This is a genomic window from Pseudomonas duriflava, assembly GCF_007830155.1.
Classification (GTDB): Bacteria; Pseudomonadota; Gammaproteobacteria; order Pseudomonadales; family Pseudomonadaceae; genus Chryseomonas; species Chryseomonas duriflava.
In genome coordinates this window covers 194,701-213,664 of sequence record NZ_VLKY01000003.1, presented here as the reverse complement: position 1 = coordinate 213,664, position 18,964 = coordinate 194,701, and the positions used below count along the sequence as shown (strand labels likewise).

Below are 18,964 nucleotides of genomic sequence, written 5' to 3'. Positions count from 1 at the left end.
ATGGGTATGCAGAGCGCTGCACGCGTCGTAACTAGGTGTTTTACTAATGGGCGGCCGAAAGCCAGGACAGTTGCTGTACCGAAAGAGTTTTTTGCAACCGTGCCGTAAGACACAACTGTAGAACAAAAAGTTCCTAGCTACCTGATTTGTATCGCGGTTTAGCCCGCCATTAATTTGTCGTCAAATTTTTAACCGGCTTGTATCCCTAAAGCCTTTAGAAATTTGAAATTATAGAAAACAAGGATCTAGAGCCATTAGCTCAAAAGAAGTGCTAATAAACATAGCTATTTCTATAACTAAAAAAAATCAAAAATAAGTTTTAAATAGCTAATAAATTTATATATGTGACTTGGTTAGTTAGTGCTTTTGTAAGCAAGTCGCAAGTCGGAAGAAGCTCACCCTTCCGACTTGCCTGTGGTTAGGCCGATCTAATCGTCGTCCAGTAGGATCGCCGGAACAGATCCCGCTCACCTAAGATCAACAAACAGACCAAAAGACATACGAGCAGGCTAGAGATATAAAGGACTAGCTGAATCAATCCATTCGGCTCAGGAGCCATATAAAACGCCGCGACCGTAACGGAAGTAGCGGAAACAGCCCAGCGCAGCAGAACAGTTAGACTTACACCATTAGGCGCGGCGCGATACAAGAGCCAGGCCATGAGCAGAGCCTGAATGAACGAGCCAACGGATAATGAATAGGCAAGCCCTTCCGCGCCGTAAGTCTTGTACAAGGATATATCGAGCAGAATGGTCACGCCTGAACTGAACAAAGTGGCAAGCAGGAAAGCACGTTGGCGCTGCTGTGCCAGTAGAGCCCGTCCCCACATCAGGGCTAGCCCCATCCACGGAAGTCCCAATGCATAAGCCGTTACAAGAGAGGCCGTTGCGACTGTCTGCTCGGCACCAAAAGCACCTCGCTCCAGAAGGATTTTAACTACCGGCTCAGGGAAGGACAGTAAGACGACCGAGGCAGGCACTAGAAATAACAGCGTGGCAAGTGATGTTTTGTGCAAGACATTGGTGAAATGCTCATGGTTTTTGTCCGACCAGCTTTTAGCCATATCAGGAAACATGACAGCTAGAATCGAGAGCGTATAAAGCGTTAGCGGAATCGTCACGATACGGAACGAGAACGACAGCATACTGATCGATCCCTCAGCCAGAAACGAGGCGAAGAAACGCTCTGCCAGCATACAACCCTGTTGAGCACCTGCTGCTGCCAGTACCGGAGCGAATGTAATAGCAAACTCGAAGCCGCGACTTTCAAGCTTTTCCGGTACGGCTAGCCCGGTTAGGTAACCGATACGCCGATGTTGGATAAAAATCAGGATGACCTGAGGAATCAACATACCGGAGAACAAATAAATTCCACTGGGGTAAAAGGCGTAGATCCCAATGATTGCCCCTAGATTCATAGTCACGGTACGTGCCATTGGCAAAATGAAAATGCGATCCAGACTTAACAAGGCACCCTGACAATAAAGGATAGCTTGTACAAAAATCAGGAAAGCGCCTACGGAAAAGACCAATAGCCCCGCCTCGACTTGTTCGGCTGACCATCCTGGCGCCAATGCTTTAAGCACCCACGGACTACCCAGGGCAGCACCTAGGGACACCAATAGACCAAACAACATGACCCGCCAGTACAGCCAGCGACTGGACAGAATGAACTGAGACTCGCTCTTCGAACGTATCCGCTGTAAATAAGGAATCATGGCGTCGCGTAGCGCGAGCCCAAAGAAATTTTCGAAAAACAACGGAAGGACCAGCGCGACGAAAATCAGGTCCGCTTCCCAGCTAAGGCCGAACTCCTTGGCAATGATGAGATCCCGTAAGAATCCGAGGAGAAAACTCGCAACGGTGATCATAAGGATAATTACGGTTTTCTTCATACTTCTTTCCTAGAAAAACACATCCCCGATGAAGGCAACCATTCCATCTTCCTAGAGAATCAGAACATGGAGCATGAGCGCTTCACCATATCTACCACTTATCTGCTGAACTCCATGAAAAACGACATCCTAAGGTGCGTAGATATCGTCTGGAATAAGGTCCGCAGTCTTGCTGCTGCACTGACAGCGCAAATGAAGAAATATTTCGTAATGCCGAAAAAAATAGAAGAAGACTGCCTAGTGGTTAGCTAACACTTAAAGGCATGTCGGAGAATATGTGATCGAAAGCTCACTAGAAGAAATCTTGTCTTTGCTTGATTACCCTAGACGACCGAGCTTTTTAGCGAGCCGCCATGCTACATAGAGAGACAACCCTGTCGCGCCAGCAGCCAGCAGCGTCTGCCCAGGCCTCAAGTGCGCTTCGGTATACAGGCTACGCCGGAACCAAGGCGCCGGATTATCCCCTTGCTCTCTACCTTCCAACCCTGGCGCATACAATGCGTTTCTCTTATCTGTATCCGGGATATTGCTTTGCTGTGCAGCAAATAGGCTCTTGACGCTTAACCAATCGAACATATGCGGCATCAATTGGGCAGCACGACTGATCAACTTACTGTTACCGATATAGATATCTCTTCGCGGGTGAGTTGCTGCGAACAAAATTGCACGAGCTACGACATCTGGCGTATAGGTAGGGCCAGGGAGATGGGCAACATGTGACATCGTGTTTTTGGCGCGCTCATTAATCGGCGTGTTGGTAGACGACGGCCTAATCAGTGTTACGGAAACAGGAGCCTTGGCGTGTTGCAGCTCGATACGCAGCGTATCAGTAATAGCTTTGACTGCATGCTTGCTTGCACAATAAATCCCTTGAAGGGGTGCAACCGCTTCCGACAATGCACTCCCCAAATTGATCAAGGCGCCGCCCCGCTCGCGCAAGTGTTCAACCGCGACCAACGAGCCATTAACCACACCCCAGAAGTTAGTTTCAATAACCTTACGCAAGTCCTCGTCGCTGATACTCCAGAGCGTGCCCCAGACTAATGTTCCAGCATCATTGATCCACGTATCGAAACCGCCAAAGTGGGCTACAGCCTGCTCGGCTACGCCTTGCATCTGTGCCCGGCTAGCCACATCAGCCACAACATAGATCACCCGCCCCGCCTGAGAACTATCCAGCTCCTCTCTCAGAGCCTGTAATGTGTCCTCATCACGCGCTACTAAAACAAGTCGTGCCCCTGCTTTGGCCGCTGCTCGGGCTGTTACCAGTCCAATACCACTCGTGGCACCGGTAAGTACGATTACTTGCTCATGCAGCGGTTTCAGGCGCGGTTTCATAGTAGTCTCGGAGAAAAATTAGTGAGCAAGGCAGGCTACAGGCTCTGGATGGGCAAAGCGGCCTAATGTCCGTGTATGTCGTGCATACGACAACAAACCTGCAACGTCTACATCGGAAAGCGGCTCGAACTGTCGGTAATATGCGCCGATGCCTTGGAAGGGTTCTGGCATGGCCAGGCAAATAATTTGATCGGCCAGTTTCTGCAACGCATTAACTACTCGGCGAGCCCCTACTGGAACGGCAAGCATAAGACGCGCAGGCGCTTCCTCAGCCAAAGCCATTAGAGCTACACGTGCCGTCCCTCCTGTATCGAGCCCATCATCAGCCAAAATTACGGTTCGCCCTTTTAGCGAAACGGGTGGCCTGTTCCCACAATACAGGCGACGCAGGCCTTTCAGATCAGACAATTGCCGGTCTCGCTCCGCCTCGAACCAGCCTGCAGGCGGATTCAGAAACTCCAGCCGATCCTGATTGACCACCCAGCGTGAGGCTGGACCGTCAATAACAGCGCCAAGACCACATCCCTTATCGTTCGGAGCACCGATTTTACGAGCCATCACCACATCCAATGGTGCGTTCAATGCTTGTGCGATGGGCAACGCTACCGGCACGCCACCACGCGGCAACGCCAAGACTACTGGGCTGGCATTGGCATACACCTGCAGTACTTCAGCTAGCGCCTGCCCGGCCTGAAAGCGATCCTGATAGGGCTCTATCATCTTGCGTACGGCCCCCATACACAGCCTCCAAAGGAAAAGGATTTCAGGACGTCAGATAAGCGAAGCAATCCCGAACCACGCGGTGTTGCACCGGTAGCCATAGCTGGCATGACACCCAAGCGCAGTACCTGCCAGTCGATCTCGTTTCATCCGACTCGTTGGGAAATTCAAAATATCTGCGTCAGGACATACTGCACCTATACGAGCAGGCCCTGTACGCTATGAGCGAAACCATTTAGCTACCAGGTCACCCCTACAGGCACGCCTGAACACAAGAGCACCTGTAAGTGATGACCCGCGATCCAGAGCCCTTGTTCCATCCTGTCGACAGGAGGACATGGTGCAGCCTTATATGTCGGCAAAAACCTGAGAACATCCTTAGATACATGGACAAACAACATCTTCTCTACCTGATCATCGACAGACTGCATGCTAATTTGCAAAGAGCTATTGAAGCGGCAAAAGCTGCGCACGAAACAGCAACCCACGAAGAAAATATTGCAGAAAACAAATACGATACACTTGGACTGGAGGCGGCCTACCTAGCGGCCGGCCATTCCAAGCGTGTTGATGACATACGCCATGCCTTACAGGCCTATCACACATTAATCGTGCGCCCTTACGATCCAGCGCAAGGCGTTCAGCTGTCCGCCGGTGTGACACTAGCTAGCGAAGACGGCCATAAGCAGGTCTTCTTTCTGGGCCCAGCAGCAGCGGGCCTCAAGCTTAAAAGCGGAGCCGCAGAGGTAATGGTAATTACTCCTAAGGCTCCGCTTGGCCACGCACTTCTAGGCAAACAGATCGGTGATGAAGTACAGATTGAGATAAATGGCATCAGCCAAACATTCGAAATACTTCAAGTGTCCTGACCCACACGACAATGCAATCATCTTTGATCAAGAATGGTAGTCCTGTTCAAAACATTCCAACAGCGCTATACTGTATATATAAACAGTAATTATGAAGGCGATGAGGTGATAAATGGCCGTCGAAGTCTTGTATCGCAGCAGCCGTGATCCGGAGCGCTTGTTCATGGATAAAGCAGAAGCAGACCGTTATGACAAAATGCTGGAGCTTGCGGAATCTCTGGCAGAAGTACTGCATCGAGCCGTACCTGATATTTCAGAGAAACAGGCAGAGGACATTGGTATCTATATGGCCCGTCACCGTGAGGTGTTTGCAAAAGCCTTCAAGAACCAGCCTGATGCGTTGAATGAACTGAGCGACAAGGGATAATCTGAGTTAGGCCTATCTCAGGCTGCATGTCATGGTGTCTCATATTCTGTGTGAGGAATGAGACATATTGTGGCTACAGCCTTTACTTCTCTTCATGCCTGCGTTGCTGATCTCGCCAGGTCAGGTAAATACGGACACCAAATTCAATCTGGTGATACCCCGGCAGCATATGTTCGCACAGCTGGTAAAACGTCTTGTTGTGGTCATGCTCCTTAAGATGCGCCAGTTCGTGAACAACGATCATATTCAAAAACTCAGGGGCAGCGTCTTTAAAGAGCGCTGCAATGCGTATTTCCTTTTTTGCTTTCAGCCTGCCGCCTTGTACACGCGAGACGGCCGTGTGCAGCCCTAGCGCATTCTTTAAGGTATCTAAGTTATTGTCGTAGCAGACCTTGTCGATCCCAGGTGCATTTTTCAGATAGTCCTGTTTGAGTGCGGACGTGTAAGCATATAAAGCTTTATCGCTCTGAATCGTATGGCGGGCTGGGTACCGCTTCGTCAGGTAATCGCCCAGGCGACCCTGCTCACTCAGGATCTTTACCTGCTGACGAAGCGCTGCTGGATATCCTTGCAAGTAGTCACGTATTTTCATGGCACGATCAATCTATCGGGTCAGGTGGTTAAAAGCAGACTTTTTTATCGAGACGAAGTGAACCAGTCCGCTCTACCGAAACGCCTGGACTTTCAAACTTCATTTTTGCGAGTCAAGCACGGTAAACCGCCTCAGAAAACCTGTAAAAGCGGTCCACATAATTCAATTTTTGTCTCCTTCTGCCTAGCAGGAGGATAAACGCCCATATCATTTGCCCTGCAATGGAATGCACATGTCTCGTAATGATCTGGCCATAGGCACTGAAGCTCTGTCTTCACGAGCTCCTCACGAGCTCGCCTCCGATTTACTTAAGCAGATCGGCCTGAACGACAATCCGCCCGACTCTTCAGCAAGCTCAGCCAAACACACGCAAACACCGGTTTCAGCGATTGCCTCATCATCGGAGCCCTCGTTAGTTAACGAAACACGTTCGACCAGCGGCACTTGGATACAAACGCTTCATCTGATCGGCGTGACTATCTGCTGCATGCTGATCATTCTCACCTATTTGACCATTGTCGTATCACTGGCTGGCACCTTAGCCGTCCTGCTGCCGCAGCTTGATCTACAAACGCTCATAGGACATCCGCTCAATGAAGGGCTGATCATAGCGATCAAGTCTGGTCTCGGCCTTGTTGGCACGACCCTATTATTTTTTCTAGGCAAGGCGCTGCTCCCTCGAAAAAAATACGCCAAGCCAGCAGTCATTATTGACCGCCTGCAGGAGCAACGCCTCTGGGACATGCTCATCCCACTTTGCAAGACGATACAGGCTCCCTTACCTCTGGTCGTTCACCTGAATAACGAAGTAGATGCTCGAGTAAGTTTGGCGCCTGGCTGGCAAGGACTCATCAAGGGCGAATTGATGATTACCCTTGGACTTCCTCTGGTTGCAGGACTCGATAACCGGCAGCTTCAAGGCGTTTTAGCCCATGAGTTGGGCCATTGTACTCGTCGACTTTCCATGCGTTGCTATTTCATCATTAATGCCTGTAACGCCTGGCTGGACCAACGTGCGCATTTCCATGACACCTGGTCCGAGCGCCTGCATCGATTAAGCGAAACGGATGTTTCTCGATTTACCCGTCTAGGCGTCATGCTTGCCCGAGCAGGTATGCGGATTCCCAAGCAACTGATTCATTATCTGTTTCTATTAAGCTATCGGCTTTCCCGGCCAGTGTGCCGTTTGCTGGAGTTCGAAGCCGATCGCTACAGCGCGCAAGTCAGCGGTAGCGCTACCTTTCGTGCAACGACCTTGCACTTGCATGCATTACGCTGGGCTTTCCGCCAGGCCGATCGACAGAACGCCTCAACCTGGAGCGAGGGTGCATTGCTTTCGGACATGTCTCATGCGACAGCCGTCGGGGCCACTCGCCTGGATATAGAAACGCAGCGAAAACTGGAAGCCAAACTACGAGACCGTCAACGTTACTGGCGCGCCCATCCTGCCGATCTGGAGCGTATCAATCGGGTAGAAGCCCTATCGGCACCTGGATACATAGACAATTCACAACCTGCCGCCGCGTTATTTGATTATTTTCAAGAATATTGCCGCCAGGCAACAGCAGCCTACTATCAGAGGCTTGGCCTCGACGTGAGCATCATTCAATTGCGCGAAACCAGCCATGCTGCTCTACCTGAACATGAAAGAAGCTCCGATGCCTCATCATTGACGAAATGGACACTCGGGCAGTGGTGTGAACTACCCTGGCTGCCATTGCATGAGCCTGTGGAAAGAGCCCTGGGTTCGCTGGATTGGGCCTCTAACATCGATGAGCTCCGTCGACGCTCAACAGAGATTGGTAGCAGTTGGCAGCAGGCACAGAAAGAGGTACAGCGACGAGTCATGCTGGCCTGTTGCGAGGAACTTGCAGCGCACCACATTACCCACCAGATTCATGGCACCGAAACCTTTAATGCCGATCACTATCTGGATGAGTATCGAGGAATCGTCAGTTGGCAAAGCCCTGCTCGCCTGGTCATGAGTGAAGCAGCTGCGTTGTTTCGGCAGCGAATTGAATATGCGCTTAAGACGTGTCACTTAGGGCATGCAAGAGCCCGTGAGCTAGCCCAAGCTCTTTTTGCACTATGTGAGCTGTACCCTTCCTACGAGCGATTACGTGAAGCCCATAAGTTGGTCAAGGAATACAACAGCCTTTCTCGCCTGCAGATTAGCAGAGAGGTCAGCCAACTCAGTCACTACGCACTACTCGACTTCCGGAGCGAAGCTTTAAAGCTGCTACAGGCCGCAGACAAAGTACCTCAGCAGTTGCTGGAAGGAGAATCCATTGGGGGATACTTGCGCCTGCAATGCCCTTATCTCAACGGAGAAATGGTTGCACCACTTGAGTTCTATCAGAAAAGTGATGCTTTACTTGAAGGTTTCGCCCATTGCTATCATCAGATTTTCAACGCGTTGAGCACTTGGTGCCTGAGTGTAGAGGCGGCATGCCTGATACGGACAGGCAGCATGCTTAACAAGCAGGAATCAAAGGTAAACCCTATCTAAGCACCCTTTACTGCAACATAAAAAAGCCCGCAGGTAGTGCGGGCTTTTTTATCAGAGCATGCTTAATTGACCTTAGGGTCTAGCTCGCCGCTCGCATAACGTTCGAACATGCGATCCAACGAGATCGGCTTGATCTTGGAAGCATGACCTGCCGTACCAAACGCCTCATAACGTGCAATACAGATATCACGCATGGCCGTTACAGTTTTCGCCAGGTATTTACGTGGGTCGAACTCGCTGGGGTTTTTCGCCATAAACTCACGGATAGCACCAGTCGAAGCCAGACGCAGATCAGTATCGATATTGACCTTACGTACACCGTATTTGATACCTTCGACGATCTCCTCGACGGGCACGCCGTAGGTCTCCTTGATATCGCCACCGTACTCATTGATGATTTTCAGCCACTCCTGCGGTACGGAAGAGGAACCATGCATAACCAGATGAGTATCAGGAATGCGTGCATGGATTTCCTTGATACGCTGGATCGACAAGGTATCCCCAGTCGGCGGCTTGGTGAATTTATAGGCGCCATGGCTAGTACCGATAGCAATGGCTAGCGCGTCAACCTTGGTAGCCTTGACGAATTGAGCGGCTTCTTCCGGATCAGTCAGCAACTGACTGTGATCCAGGGTACCTTCGGCACCAACGCCATCTTCTTCGCCAGCCATACCAGTTTCCAGAGAGCCCAGGCAGCCCAATTCGCCTTCAACGGATACACCACATGCATGGGCGAACGCTACAGTCTGCTGAGTAACACGTACGTTGTACTCATAGTCAGATGGAGTTTTACCATCTGCTCTCAGCGAGCCGTCCATCATGACCGAGCTGAAGCCCAGCTGGATAGAGCGCTGGCAAACATCCGGGCTGGTACCGTGGTCCTGGTGCATCACTACTGGAATGTGCGGAAATTCTTCTACCGCGGCCAGGATGAGATGACGAAGAAATGGGGCACCGGCGTATTTGCGCGCACCGGCAGAGGCCTGAACGATGACCGGAGAGTCGGTCTTGTCGGCTGCTTCCATGATGGCGCGCATCTGCTCGAGGTTATTAACATTGAATGCTGGAACGCCGTAACCGAACTCGGCGGCGTGGTCCAGCAATTGGCGCATGCTGATGAGTGCCATGTAATCCTATCTCCTGATGTGGACCAGTTATGCATGCAGCCTGCATCACCCGCAGGCCGTGTTTCAAGTTAGAGCGAAATTATGCTCGTGCTGTATCGATTAACTTGTCATTTTTCCTCAGCGAACCGTGCATCCACGGCCGATGAGATCGTTATTGGCTACCCAGTAAACCAACCCTTCATTACCGTTCATATGAAAAGCCAACACACCGTCGGTATAAAACTCACCCGACCCTGCCGGTTGTTTTTCCAGATGATGGGTTACCTGTTCTTGGTTGAGCCGTAAATCTACGATGGAGTGGCTACGGTCTACGTAATGCCAGGCGATTTCCGCCTGGCTATCACATACCCACCGAATCCATCCTGCTGCAGGCACAGCCTTTTCAGCACACCCGGTCAATCCAGCTAGCAGACAGATTGCTCCGAGCAGTACTAATCTCTTCACGTTTCGCTCACTCGCAGCCATCCGCACTCGTCGTGGGATTAGGTGTTCCTGTGGTCTGCAGGGCAATACGTTCATCATTCTGCCCGGTTGCGGTAGCTGCCGAGACCGGTGCAGGCGTGAAGACTTGGCATACCTTATCAGACGTAGCTGCAGCGCAGCCGGAGAGCACGACGCAGCTGACCAGAGTAAAAGTGGCGAAACGAATCATGGCGTTATCCTTTAGCGCGTTGTTCCAGGATTTCGACCGCAGGCAGAACTTTTCCTTCCACGAACTCCAGAAACGCACCACCACCGGTTGAAATGTAGGAGATTTTTTCGCCTATGCCGTATTTATCGATCGCAGCTAGAGTGTCGCCACCGCCTGCAATAGAAAATGCCTCACTGTCAGCGATAGCCTGCGCCAGTACTTTGGTGCCATTTCCAAACTGGTCAAACTCAAACACGCCGACCGGGCCATTCCAGAGAATAGTCTTGGCCGACTTGAGCAGCTCGGCAAACTGCTGAGCCGTTTGCGGGCCGATATCAAGAATCATGTCATCATCTGCCACATCAGCAATGGCCTTTACAGTGGCTTCGGCTGTTTCGGCAAACTCTTTTGCTACAACCACATCGACGGGAAGCGGGACGCTTACCTTGGCTGCAATGGCCTTGGCCGTGTCGACCAGATCCGCTTCGTAAAGTGACTTACCAACTTTATGGCCAGCGGCGGCAAGGAACGTATTGGCGATACCGCCACCGACGATGAGCTGATCACAGACCTGCGACAAGGAATTCAGGACATCCAGTTTGGTTGACACCTTAGAGCCCGCCACGATGGCAGCCATCGGGCGTGCCGGTGCCTTCAACGCCTTGCCGAGGGCGTCCAGTTCGGCAGCTAGTAGCGGACCCGCTGCCGCTACCTTGGCAAACTTGGCGACACCGTGGGTAGAGCCTTCGGCACGGTGTGCCGTACCAAAGGCGTCCATGACGAACACATCGCACAGCGCTGCATACTGCTGGGCTAGCTCATCCGCACTTTTCTTTTCACCCTTGTTGAAACGCACGTTTTCCAGCAGAACGAGCTCGCCCGGCTTCACTTCAATACCGCCAAGATAGTCAGTTATCAACGGCACATCGCGATTCAAGGCCTTGGACAAATAATCAGCTACAGGCTTCAGACTGTTCTCGGCACTGGCCTCGCCTTCGGTCGGGCGGCCCAGGTGAGAGCAGACGATAACCGCTGCGCCTTTCTCGAGCGCCAGCTTTAACGTAGGCAACGCGGCAACCAAGCGAGCGTCACTCTTGATCTGCCCATCCTTTACCGGAACGTTCAGGTCCTCGCGAATCAGGACACGCTTGCCGTTCAGATCAAGGTCGCTCATTTTCAACACGGACATGTGTGCAATCCCTTCGTTGTGCTTGTTCAGAGTGGTTTGGCAACGCGCAAGAAATGACTTGCCACGTCGATCATGCGATTAGCGAAGCCCCATTCGTTATCGAACCATGCCAGTAGATTAACCAACCGGGGACCGGAAACGCGGGTCTGGCTGCCATCAACAATGGCGGAATGGGGATCGTGGTTGAAATCACAGGAGGCATGCGGCAGCTCGGTGTAATCCACCAGATGCCTGAGCGGACCGTGCAGGGCGGCTTCGCGTAGCAGTCCGTTGATTTCGGCAACGCTAGTGTCACGCGTGACGTGACAGGTGATGTCCAAGGCCGAAACATTGACCGTTGGCACACGCAGAGCCTTGGCCTGGACGCGCCCGTTCAGTTCGGGCAGTAGCCGCTCGATACCACGGTCCAAGCCAGTGGAGACCGGAATGATCGACTGAAACGCCGAGCGTGTGCGACGCAGGTCTTCGGCATGGTAGGCGTCGATCACAGGCTGGTCATTCATGGCCGAATGAATCGTGGTTATCGAGACGTATTCAAGACCTATGCGATCATTTAAAAGTTTCAGCAGGGGAACGCTGCAATTGGTAGTGCAGGAAGCATTCGAGACCAGCTTCTCACTCCCGAGCAGCTCGCCTTGATTGATGCCATATACGATCGTGGCGTCGACGTCGTGCTCGCTAACCATCGGCTGGGAAAACAAGACGCGTGGCGCACCGCCTTCTATAAAGCGGTTGCCGTCGGCACGGGTACTGAACGCGCCCGAGCATTCCATGACCAGGTCGATACCCAAGCCTGCCCAGTCGATTCCGCTGGGATCTGCCTTTCGATAGATATCCAACGGGCGACCACCGATCAACAACCGGTTCTGCTCAATGGAAACGTCGCCCGGAAAACGCCCGTGAGTAGAGTCGAAGCGGGTCAAATACTCAAGACTCGGCAAGTCGGCCACATCATTCAATGCAACGATCTCGAAATTGGCCTCGGCGCGACGCTCATGCAGGGCACGTAGGACACAACGACCGACCCGGCCATAACCATTGAGCGCAACACGGTAAGAGGAGGAAGCCATGAGAGAAGTGATTGTCCGCAAGTGATTATCAATGGCCATCGATGGTACAAGTGTAGCCTGACCAGTAACACACTACACAAGCCCTAAATGAAGGCTTTCATTTGGAATAAGCGGGCCTTGGCAATTAGAGAGCAGCCAGCCTTCATCTCTAAACCACGCTACTTTTAGGCTGCTTTCCGGCATGATCGACTGTTTTCGTAGCGCTTAACCACTTTCTACTACATTGCCACAGGAGCCTTTATGCCACGCTTTGCGGCTAACTTGAGCCTGATGTACACCGAGCATGATTTTTTAGATCGCTTCGCTGCTGCAGCAGCAGATGGTTTCATGGCAGTGGAATACCTGTTTCCCTACGACTATTCACCAGGAAAACTTAAGGCTCAACTTGATCAGCATGGCCTGACCCAGATCTTATTCAACGCGCCGCCAGGGGATTGGGCTACCGGTGAGCGTGGCTTGGCTTCACTACCAGGGCGGGAACAGGAGTTTCGGGACAGCATCGCTCGTGCGCTCGACTATGCATCAGTGCTAGGCAATACCTGCATTCATGTCATGGCCGGTCTGCTACCCGCCGAGGCCGACCAGGCTCGGCACTGGGGGCTTTATCTGGACAACCTGGCCTACGCAGCGGAGAAAGCGGCTACAGCAGGCTGTACGATCTTGATCGAGCCTATTAATACGCGCGACATGCCTGGCTTTCTGTTGAATCGACAGGATGAGGCGCAGGCCGCCCGGGCGCATGTTGGCGCGGACAACCTCCGAGTACAGTTTGACTGTTACCACTGCCAGATTGTTGAAGGTGACCTCAGCATGACCTTACAGCGCGACATGCCGGGAATCGGTCATATTCAGATCGCTGGCGTACCGGACCGGCACGAACCGGATAGGGGTGAGATCAACTATCCCTATCTATTTGAGCTAATTGATACGCTTGGTTATACCGGCTGGATCGGGTGCGAATATCGGCCTCGGGGCAATACCTCTCACGGCCTGCGCTGGCTGCGTGACTGGCAGGCCATGTCCATTCGTTGAGCCTCTGTTTTTCGATAACAATGTCCGAAAACGGCGAGTTCGGACAGAGGGCGGGTGTTAGGCTCTGTAGAACAGTCACCGAGCAGGACGGCGGAACAGGTCAGTTGCCAGCCTTGCCAGACCGTTTCGCGAGGAGTCCATAACTGCATGAACGCCATTACGCTTTTCTCACCCACTACTCTGCTGTACGAGCGTGCTCGCTTGAGCCGCGATGCGCGTTTCGACGGACTGTTCTATACCGCCGTGATCACGACCGGTATTTATTGCCGTCCGGTCTGCCCGGCCCCGGCTCCGCGTGCAGAGAATGTACGGTACTACAGCAGCGCGGCCGCAGCGGAGGCTGAAGGTTTTCGCCCCTGCCTGCGGTGCCGACCAGAGTTGTCGCCGGCCCGCCACGTTGAGCATGCCGTTCTGGCACGAGCGCTTGCGCTGATTGAGGATGGCGTACTGGATGACGCGTCTATTTCTGACCTAGCCGCGCGCCTATTTATCGGTGAGCGTCAATTGCGGCGGTTGTTCAATGAACATCTGGGCGTGTCGCCCCGTCAAGTACAAGGAACGCGGCGCTTGCTCTTTGCCAAGCAGTTACTCAGCGAAACCTGTATCCCGATCACCGAAATCGCGCTGGCCTCGGGCTTTCGCAGCCTGCGGCGGTTTAATTCAGCCTTCCAGGCCGCCTATCGACTGGCCCCGCGCCAGATCCGGGCGGGCCTGAAAACAGCAGACAATCGCCCTACCGAGGCGAATTTAACCTTGCGCCTGACCTATCGCCCTCCCTTTGACTTTCAGGCTACGTTGGAATTTTTACATGGCCATGCCCTACCGGGCGTGGAAATAGTGACCGAGAACAGTTACTCCCGGCTCATCGGCAATCCGCTTCAACCAGGCTGGCTACGGGTCTCACCTTGGCCCGGTGAGCAGGCGCTGCGCCTGGAGCTGCATGGTGCCACACCAGCGCGCCTGCTTGGCAGCGTTCAGCGAATTCGCCGTATGTTTGATCTGGATGCTGATCCGCAGGCCATTGCCGCAGTACTCTCCTGCGACCCTCAACTCCAAGCCTTACTGACACGCCGCCCAGGGCTACGGTTGGCCAGCGGCTGGGACGGCTTCGAAATTGCCGTACGCGCCGTAATCGGCCAGCAGGTCAGCGTGGCGGCTGCCCGGACTATGACTGCGCGCTTAGTGCAGCGCTTCGGCGAGCCTTGGCCGCAATCAACACACGAGGAAGCCTGCCCGCCGCCGGAAGGACTAGACCGGTTCTTTCCAACGGTCGAGACCCTGGCTAATGCCCAGCTGGAAGACCTAACGGCCCTCGGTCTGATTCGCAGCCGCTCCGCCACATTGCTGGCCGTAGCCCGAGGCCTGCGTGACGGCTCAGTGGATTTTGCGGTCCACCATAGCCTGGACGACTTCAGCGCACGGTGGGACGCCTTGCCTGGGATAGGCCCCTGGACAGCTCAATACATTGCCCTGCGCGCCCTGGGCCACCCGGATGCCTTTCCCGCTGAAGACCTGGTGCTACAACGTGCTGCCGGTACCGGAGAGCGCTTGTCCGCACGAGCGCTTCAGGCACGGGCGGAAGCGTGGCGTCCCTGGCGCGGCTATGCCGTTATGCAACTCTGGCGCGACGCGACCGAGCGGAAATTCGCCGCGCCTGCTAACGCATTTCAAGAGGACATGACGCCATGATTGCCTATACCTTTATCAATAGCCCCATTGGCCGCTTGCGGGTAGCGGCCAGCGATGCCGGACTGCATCAAATCGAATTTCCCGAATCCCGTCATCCCGTCGCGTGCGGAAAAGACTGGCAGGAAGCCCATCACCTCTTGCTGGATGCAACACGCCAACAACTGGACGATTATTTTGCCGGACACCGTCAGCAGTTCGATCTACCATTAGCGCCGCTAGGAACGCCGTTTCAGCGCGAGGTATGGCAGGCCCTGGCCGAAATCCCCTATGGCCTTACGTGGAGTTACGCCCAATTGGCCATACGGGTCGGCAATCCCAAGGCTGTACGTGCCGTAGGCGCTGCCAATGGCCGTAATCCGCTGCCTATCGTACTGCCTTGTCATCGTGTGATCGGCACGAGTGGCGCGCTGACCGGCTTTGGCGGAGGCTTGCCGGTCAAACAATTCCTGCTGGAGTTGGAGGGTGCGCTTCCACGTGTCAATGAAGGTCTGTTTGCAACGGGCTGAAAGCAAAAATGTTTCACCAAACGAAATAAAAACGCCCAATCATGGGACTGGGCGTTTAAGCGGAAGCGGAAGCGGAAGCGGAAGCGGAGATCAGTCTTCCAGCAGCTCGTTGGCAACGGCCAGAACATTGTCCAGCGTGAAACCAAAGTGCTCCATCAACGCCGGTGCCGGCGCAGATTCCCCATAGGTGGTCATGCCGATCACACGGCCATCCAAGCCGACGTACTTGTACCAGTAGTCTGCGATTCCGGCTTCGATGGCAATACGTGCACCTACCTCGACGGGCAGTACGGACTGACGGTACTCCGGGCTCTGACGGTCGAACACGCTGGTGCATGGCATGGACACAACGCGAACCTTGCGGCCTTCAGCGGTGAGCTTGTCATAGGCCTGAACGGCAAGAGCAACTTCAGAGCCAGTGGCGATAAAGATCAGCTCAGGTTCACCTTCGCAGCTCTTCAGCACATAACCACCATGGGCGATAGCGGCTTCGGTCTCGTCGTCACGCAGATGATGCGGCAGGTTCTGACGGGAGAAGATCAGCGCGGCCGGGCCGTCCTTTCGCTCCAGCGCAGCCTTCCAGGATACCGCCGCTTCGACCGCATCGGCCGGACGCCAGGTGTCCAGGTTAGGCGTGTAACGCAGGGAAGCAATCTGTTCGACCGGCTGGTGGGTTGGGCCGTCTTCGCCCAGACCAATGGAGTCGTGGGTAAAGACATAGATTACCCGCTGCTTCATCAGCGCCGACATACGCACCGCGTTACGCGCGTACTCCATGAACATCAGGAAGGTGCCGCCGTAAGGAATCAGGCCGCCATGCAACGCAACGCCATTCATGATGGCGCTCATGCCGAACTCACGAACGCCGTAGTACATGTAATTGCCGGAGGCGTCTTCTTCAACGACCGGCTTACAGCCCTTCCATAAGGTCAGGTTGGAACCGGCCAGATCAGCCGAGCCACCCAGGATTTCCGGCAACAGCGGCCCGAAGAACTGCAGGCAGTTCTGGCTGGCCTTGCGGCTGGCAATGGTTTCGCCCTTGGCTGCTACTTCACGGATGAACGCGGATGCTTTGGCAGAGAAGTCAGCCGGCAGCTCACCGGCCATGCGGCGCTTGAACTCGGCAGCCAGCTCGGGATAAGCCTCGGCATAGGCCGCGAAACGCTGGTTCCACTCGGCTTCCGCCTTGGCACCGTTGGCCTTCGCGTCCCACTCGGCATAAATGTCCTGGGGAATTTCAAAGGCGCCGTGCTTCCAACCCAGTGCTTCACGGGTTGCAGCGACTTCTGCCTCACCCAAAGCAGCGCCGTGGGATTCTTCCTTGCCCTGCTTGTTGGGCGAGCCGAAGCCAATGATGGTCTTGCAGCAGATCAGGGTGGGCTGGTCGCTCTTGCGGGCGGTTTCCAGCGCCATCTTGATCTCTTCCGGATCGTGGCCGTCGACATTGCGAATCACTTGCCAGCCATAGGCTTCGAAACGCTTGGGCGTGTCGTCGGTAAACCAGCCATGGACTTCGCCATCGATGGAAATACCGTTGTCGTCGTAGAAGGCAATCAGCTTGGACAGACGCAGCGTACCGGCCAGCGAGCAGACCTCGTGAGAGATACCTTCCATCATGCAGCCGTCACCCAGGAAGACATAGGTGAAGTGGTCGACAATGGAGTGACCGTCGCGGTTGAACTGGGCCGCCATGATCTTTTCGGCCAGGGCGAAGCCCACGGCATTAGCGATGCCCTGCCCTAGCGGGCCGGTTGTGGTTTCTACGCCAGGGGCATAGCCATATTCAGGATGACCTGGGGTCCGGCTGTGCAGCTGACGGAAGTTCTTCAGGTCATCAATGGACAGGTCGTAACCTGTCAGATGCAGCAGCGAGTAGATCAGCATCGAGCCGTGGCCGTTAGACAGCACGAAGCGGTCGCGGTCGGCCCACGTGGGGTTTACCGGGTTGTGCTTGAGATAGTCACGCCAGAGTACTTCGGCAATGTCCGCCATTCCCATGGGGGCACCGGGATGGCCGCTGTTGGCTTTTTGTACGGCATCCATGCTGAGGGCGCGAATGGCGTTGGCACGGTCTCGACGACTGGGCATCGCTGATCTCCTGAGAGGGTCACACGAGTAAAAGGAGGACCATTTTCGCCCAGCCAGGCCCTGCGGAGCAATGCAAACACACCGCATGAGCCAGGCTTTCATAAATTCGCACCTGACTTGCCGCCTCCCTCAGGGCTGCGCCTGGATAATCGACTCCGCTACTTGCTCAAGAAACCAGCGCTATGCCATCAGAGCCTCATTGCAAACAACCGGCCTATCGCCACCACCCGTCGCGTCAGCCCCCTTCTAATCAAAGAAGCGGTTCAGGGTTACCTAATCATCAATATCAAAACTTTTTGATGCTTCCCTTGCGAGGGGCGCTAGTCATCACTAGACTGCGCATCCATGAATAATCTGCATGTGCCTACTTTTTGCCACGACGATTGCGATGAGCTGGCTGCGCTCTGCAAGGCAGGCGGTGATCCGCTGCGATTAAATGTGCTGCGCGCTCTGGCCAACGACTCGTTTGGCGTGCTGGAACTAGCGCATATTTTCGCAACAGGCCAGTCAGGTATGAGTCATCATCTGAAGGTCCTGTCGCAAGCCCGGCTGGTCGCGACCCGCCGCGAAGGCAATGCTATTTTCTATCGCCGTGCCCTGCCACGGGTGGAGCAAACGGGCGGTGCCTTGCACGCCGCGCTGCTGGCCGAGGTAGATGGCCTGACGCTTCCGACCGAGGCCCAGGCACGAATCGCGGCGGTGCATGCTCAACGGGCCGAGGCAAGCCGGGATTTCTTCGCCCGTATGGCGGACAAGTTCCAGGCACAACAGGATCTGATTGCCGGCCTGCCGCAGTACCGGGACAGCGTGCTGGCTCTGTTGGATGCAATGAGCTTTGCACCGGATGCAACAGCGCTTGAGATCGGCCCAGGCGATGGATGTTTTCTGCCTGAACTGGCACAGCGTTTCGCCCAGGTGACGGCGCTGGACAACAGCCCAGCAATGCTCGACCTAGCCCGGCAGCTGTGCGAGCACAACGGCCTGACCAATGTCACGCTGAGGCTGGCGGATGCGCTGGACAAGGCTACTCTGACGGCGGACTGCGTGATACTGAACATGGTCCTGCACCATGTCGCCGCACCGGCTGAAGCGATGAAACACCTGGCGGGCTGGGTCCGCCCCGGCGGCAGCCTGTTGATTACGGAGTTGTGCAGCCATGACCAGAGTTGGGCCCGGACGGCCTGTGGCGATCTCTGGCTTGGTTTCGATCAGGACGAACTGGCCCGCTGGGCCAGTGCCGCTGGATTGCTGCAAGGCGAAAGCCTTTATATAGGCTTGCGCAATGGTTTCCAGATTCAGGTCAGGCAATTCGCCCGCCCGGAATAGGATTGACCCGTTGTCGC

The 18,964-nt window shown here is 54.4% G+C and carries 17 protein-coding genes; 7 read left to right on the top strand and 10 right to left on the bottom strand.

The features are described 5' to 3' along the window. Positions 1-418: 418 nt before the first annotated feature. The 3 genes from IQ22_RS05475 to IQ22_RS05465 all read right to left on the bottom strand — a co-directional run bounded on the left by IQ22_RS05475 (position 419) and on the right by IQ22_RS05465 (position 3,970). Positions 419-1,894 (bottom strand): lipid II flippase MurJ, encoded by a 1,476-nt coding sequence (locus IQ22_RS05475; protein ID WP_145139289.1) that lies wholly within the window; start codon positions 1,892-1,894, stop codon positions 419-421. 318 nt (positions 1,895-2,212) lie between these two features. Next, complete coding sequence (locus IQ22_RS05470; RefSeq protein WP_145139287.1) at positions 2,213-3,232, bottom strand: SDR family oxidoreductase; 1,020 nt, start codon at positions 3,230-3,232, stop codon at positions 2,213-2,215. A gap of 18 nt (positions 3,233-3,250) precedes the next feature. Next, complete coding sequence (locus IQ22_RS05465; RefSeq protein WP_145139285.1) at positions 3,251-3,970, bottom strand: phosphoribosyltransferase; 720 nt, start codon at positions 3,968-3,970, stop codon at positions 3,251-3,253. A 368-nt stretch (positions 3,971-4,338) separates the two neighbouring features. On the opposite strand from IQ22_RS05465, the gene IQ22_RS05460 reads away from it, so the two are divergent. Together IQ22_RS05460 and IQ22_RS05455 are read left to right on the top strand one after the other, a co-directional pair. Further along, a complete protein-coding gene (locus IQ22_RS05460) occupies positions 4,339-4,821 on the top strand; it encodes a GreA/GreB family elongation factor (protein WP_145139718.1) in 483 nt (160 codons plus the stop codon). A 112-nt stretch (positions 4,822-4,933) separates the two neighbouring features. Beyond that, positions 4,934-5,188, top strand: coding sequence for a YebG family protein (locus IQ22_RS05455; protein WP_145139283.1), 255 nt, complete (start codon positions 4,934-4,936; stop codon positions 5,186-5,188). A gap of 82 nt (positions 5,189-5,270) precedes the next feature. Here the strand turns inward: IQ22_RS05455 and IQ22_RS05450 are convergent, their stop codons facing one another. Next, positions 5,271-5,780 (bottom strand): YgjP-like metallopeptidase domain-containing protein, encoded by a 510-nt coding sequence (locus tag IQ22_RS05450; protein ID WP_145139280.1) that lies wholly within the window; start codon positions 5,778-5,780, stop codon positions 5,271-5,273. Positions 5,781-6,012: 232 nt separating this feature from the next. Here IQ22_RS05450 and IQ22_RS05445 point away from each other — a divergent pair, with 232 nt between their 5' ends. Beyond that, entirely contained in the window at positions 6,013-8,289 is a 2,277-nt protein-coding gene (locus tag IQ22_RS05445; RefSeq protein WP_158635410.1) for a M48 family metallopeptidase, read from the top strand. Positions 8,290-8,351: 62 nt separating this feature from the next. On the opposite strand, the gene fba is transcribed toward IQ22_RS05445, so the two are convergent. The 5 genes from fba to epd all read right to left on the bottom strand — a co-directional run bounded on the left by fba (position 8,352) and on the right by epd (position 12,306). Then, positions 8,352-9,416: a class II fructose-bisphosphate aldolase gene (fba, locus tag IQ22_RS05440; RefSeq protein ID WP_145139274.1), complete on the bottom strand. Its 1,065-nt coding sequence runs from the start codon at positions 9,414-9,416 to the stop codon at positions 8,352-8,354. 117 nt (positions 9,417-9,533) lie between these two features. Continuing rightward, a complete protein-coding gene (locus IQ22_RS05435) occupies positions 9,534-9,881 on the bottom strand; it encodes an MliC family protein (protein WP_145139270.1) in 348 nt (115 codons plus the stop codon). After that, complete coding sequence (locus IQ22_RS05430; RefSeq protein WP_145139267.1) at positions 9,868-10,068, bottom strand: hypothetical protein; 201 nt, start codon at positions 10,066-10,068, stop codon at positions 9,868-9,870. The genes IQ22_RS05435 and IQ22_RS05430 overlap by 14 nt, the downstream gene beginning before the upstream one ends. Before the next feature lie 4 nt (positions 10,069-10,072). Next, positions 10,073-11,236, bottom strand: a complete 1,164-nt coding sequence (locus IQ22_RS05425) for a phosphoglycerate kinase (RefSeq protein WP_145139264.1) — start codon at positions 11,234-11,236, stop codon at positions 10,073-10,075. A gap of 26 nt (positions 11,237-11,262) precedes the next feature. Continuing rightward, the gene (gene epd / locus IQ22_RS05420) at positions 11,263-12,306 is read right to left on the bottom strand and encodes an erythrose-4-phosphate dehydrogenase (protein WP_145139260.1); all 1,044 of its coding nucleotides are present in this window, start codon (positions 12,304-12,306) and stop codon (positions 11,263-11,265) included. Positions 12,307-12,546: 240 nt separating this feature from the next. On the opposite strand from epd, the gene otnI reads away from it, so the two are divergent. From otnI to IQ22_RS05405, 3 genes are all read left to right on the top strand, one after another. Continuing rightward, a complete protein-coding gene (gene otnI / locus IQ22_RS05415) occupies positions 12,547-13,338 on the top strand; it encodes a 2-oxo-tetronate isomerase (protein ID WP_145139257.1) in 792 nt (263 codons plus the stop codon). Positions 13,339-13,485: 147 nt separating this feature from the next. Beyond that, on the top strand, positions 13,486-15,027 hold the full coding sequence (locus tag IQ22_RS05410) for a DNA-3-methyladenine glycosylase 2 family protein (protein WP_145139254.1): 1,542 nt from the start codon (positions 13,486-13,488) through the stop codon (positions 15,025-15,027). Further along, the gene (locus IQ22_RS05405) at positions 15,024-15,533 is read left to right on the top strand and encodes a methylated-DNA--[protein]-cysteine S-methyltransferase (RefSeq protein ID WP_145139251.1); all 510 of its coding nucleotides are present in this window, start codon (positions 15,024-15,026) and stop codon (positions 15,531-15,533) included. The genes IQ22_RS05410 and IQ22_RS05405 overlap by 4 nt, the downstream gene beginning before the upstream one ends. Positions 15,534-15,623: 90 nt before the next feature. Here the strand turns inward: IQ22_RS05405 and tkt are convergent, their stop codons facing one another. After that, a complete protein-coding gene (gene tkt, locus IQ22_RS05400) occupies positions 15,624-17,621 on the bottom strand; it encodes a transketolase (RefSeq protein ID WP_145139248.1) in 1,998 nt (665 codons plus the stop codon). A 345-nt stretch (positions 17,622-17,966) separates the two neighbouring features. Here tkt and IQ22_RS05395 point away from each other — a divergent pair, with 345 nt between their 5' ends. Next, a complete protein-coding gene (locus IQ22_RS05395; protein WP_145139245.1) occupies positions 17,967-18,947 on the top strand; it encodes an ArsR/SmtB family transcription factor in 981 nt (326 codons plus the stop codon). The last annotated feature ends 17 nt before the right edge of the window (positions 18,948-18,964 follow it).